Origin of the sequence: Gilliamella sp. B2785 (assembly GCF_026537005.1) — a bacterium.
GTDB lineage: Bacteria > Pseudomonadota > Gammaproteobacteria > Enterobacterales > Orbaceae > Gilliamella > Gilliamella apicola_E.
In genome coordinates this window covers 1-1,530 of sequence record NZ_JAFNNC010000019.1, presented here as the reverse complement: position 1 = coordinate 1,530, position 1,530 = coordinate 1, and the positions used below count along the sequence as shown (strand labels likewise).

Below are 1,530 nucleotides of genomic sequence, written 5' to 3'. Positions count from 1 at the left end.
GCGGACCAATAAGTTTTTTTAAAGCGATTAAATCGACATTCGTTGGAAAGATCATATCTATATCAGCAAAACTTTGACCTGCAACCGGTAACTCAATGGGGTTTGAAGGTGATGAAGTATTCGTTTTAGTCGTGTACTGTTTTCCGTCAGAGAGTGTAATACCGAGCAAAGCTTCAATATTAAGCGCGCGTGTTCTACCACCATCGAAAGTTAAATAAGGCTCATTTCCCTGAATTGTATTCGAGGTTTTAACGGTTAATGCATGGCTGGAATAAAAAGGTATTAGTAACAGTCCAAGCGGTAAAAAGATCTTTCGGCGTAATTTAGATCCGAGAGATGATCGGAATGATGATCGGCGTGACGATCTAATGCGTGATCTTAAATTTTCGTCGATTAATAAGCTAGAGTGAAAAAAAAAAAACTGAGAGTTTAAATTAGGCAAATTTAAATTATAGGTTGCCCTAGGCTTTTGCAAATTGTGATACATATTCGACTACCCTGTCAAGTAAATATTTGATTTATTTACCAATTTATATTTATTAGTTGAATTTTAGCTATTCAGCTAAAATGATTTGAGAGTATAATAACTGGAAAAATATGGCGCAATAAATTTTTCATTTTATATCGTTAATCTTTGTAAAGCCCTTCAGAAAAAGAACTAAATAATTATTAATTAAATTATGTTTTAATTGATAAATATCAAATTTACAAACCCTTAAAAATCATAATTTTTAATTCTAGAAAAATTTTATTTTTTTGGAATTTTTTTCAATTTATTGATTTTAGGGAGTGAATGCCAAAAACCCCGTTTCTCAACTTTTTTGATAGGAAAAACACAGCTAAAGCGCCACAGTTTAAAGCGGAATTACTTATTTGAGGCAACATTGCAAAGCAGAATTTAGAACCCCAAAAACCCCGCTCCTCAACTTTTTTTGATGGAAAAACACAGCTAAAGCGCCATAGTTAGAGCGGAATTATTTATTTAAGGCAACATTACAAGGTGGGATTTTAAACGCTGAAACGACTACTGCTCAAAAAATCCCCCCCCGATTGAGGGATGATGATGTCCGGGGGAGGCTAAACTATAAAATCGCGTTTTATTTGACAACTATCTTGACTCTTAAGGTCAACCATTCCTTGATGATTTAACGCCACCTTTCCCCCCAAGCTTTAAAGCTTAAGGGAGAAGAAATAGATACTAAGGATAAGTGCAAAGCCCTACCGATTTATCATACGAGGGCTCAGCCCAATGTACATGACCATCTTTAGGAAAAACAACGAACCGACTTAAACCTTTTATATCACTGGTCCAGTACCATTGGACGGCGTCAAAGTTGGCTCGATTATATTTGCCTATATTACCCCACTCAGCGAGCAAGCCTGCACCAATTGTACGCATATAATAATCACCTGATGATGAAGGTGTACCTCCAGTAATTTCATAGCGTTTTGCATTAGTTAAATCCTTAACTTTAGGCAGGCGATAACCAATACTGTTACACCAGGATTCCATGCTAGGATAGCTGTAAT

Annotated in this window: 2 protein-coding genes; both read right to left on the bottom strand. The window is 35.8% G+C overall.

Annotation, left to right across the window (positions count from 1 at the left end; translation table 11 throughout):
- On the bottom strand, positions 1-487 hold a 487-nt coding region (locus J3U24_RS11485; protein WP_267347006.1), incomplete at its 3' end, for a hypothetical protein.
- A gap of 711 nt (positions 488-1,198) precedes the next feature.
- The coding region (locus J3U24_RS11480) for a hypothetical protein (protein ID WP_267331139.1) at positions 1,199-1,530 on the bottom strand (332 nt) is incomplete at its 5' end.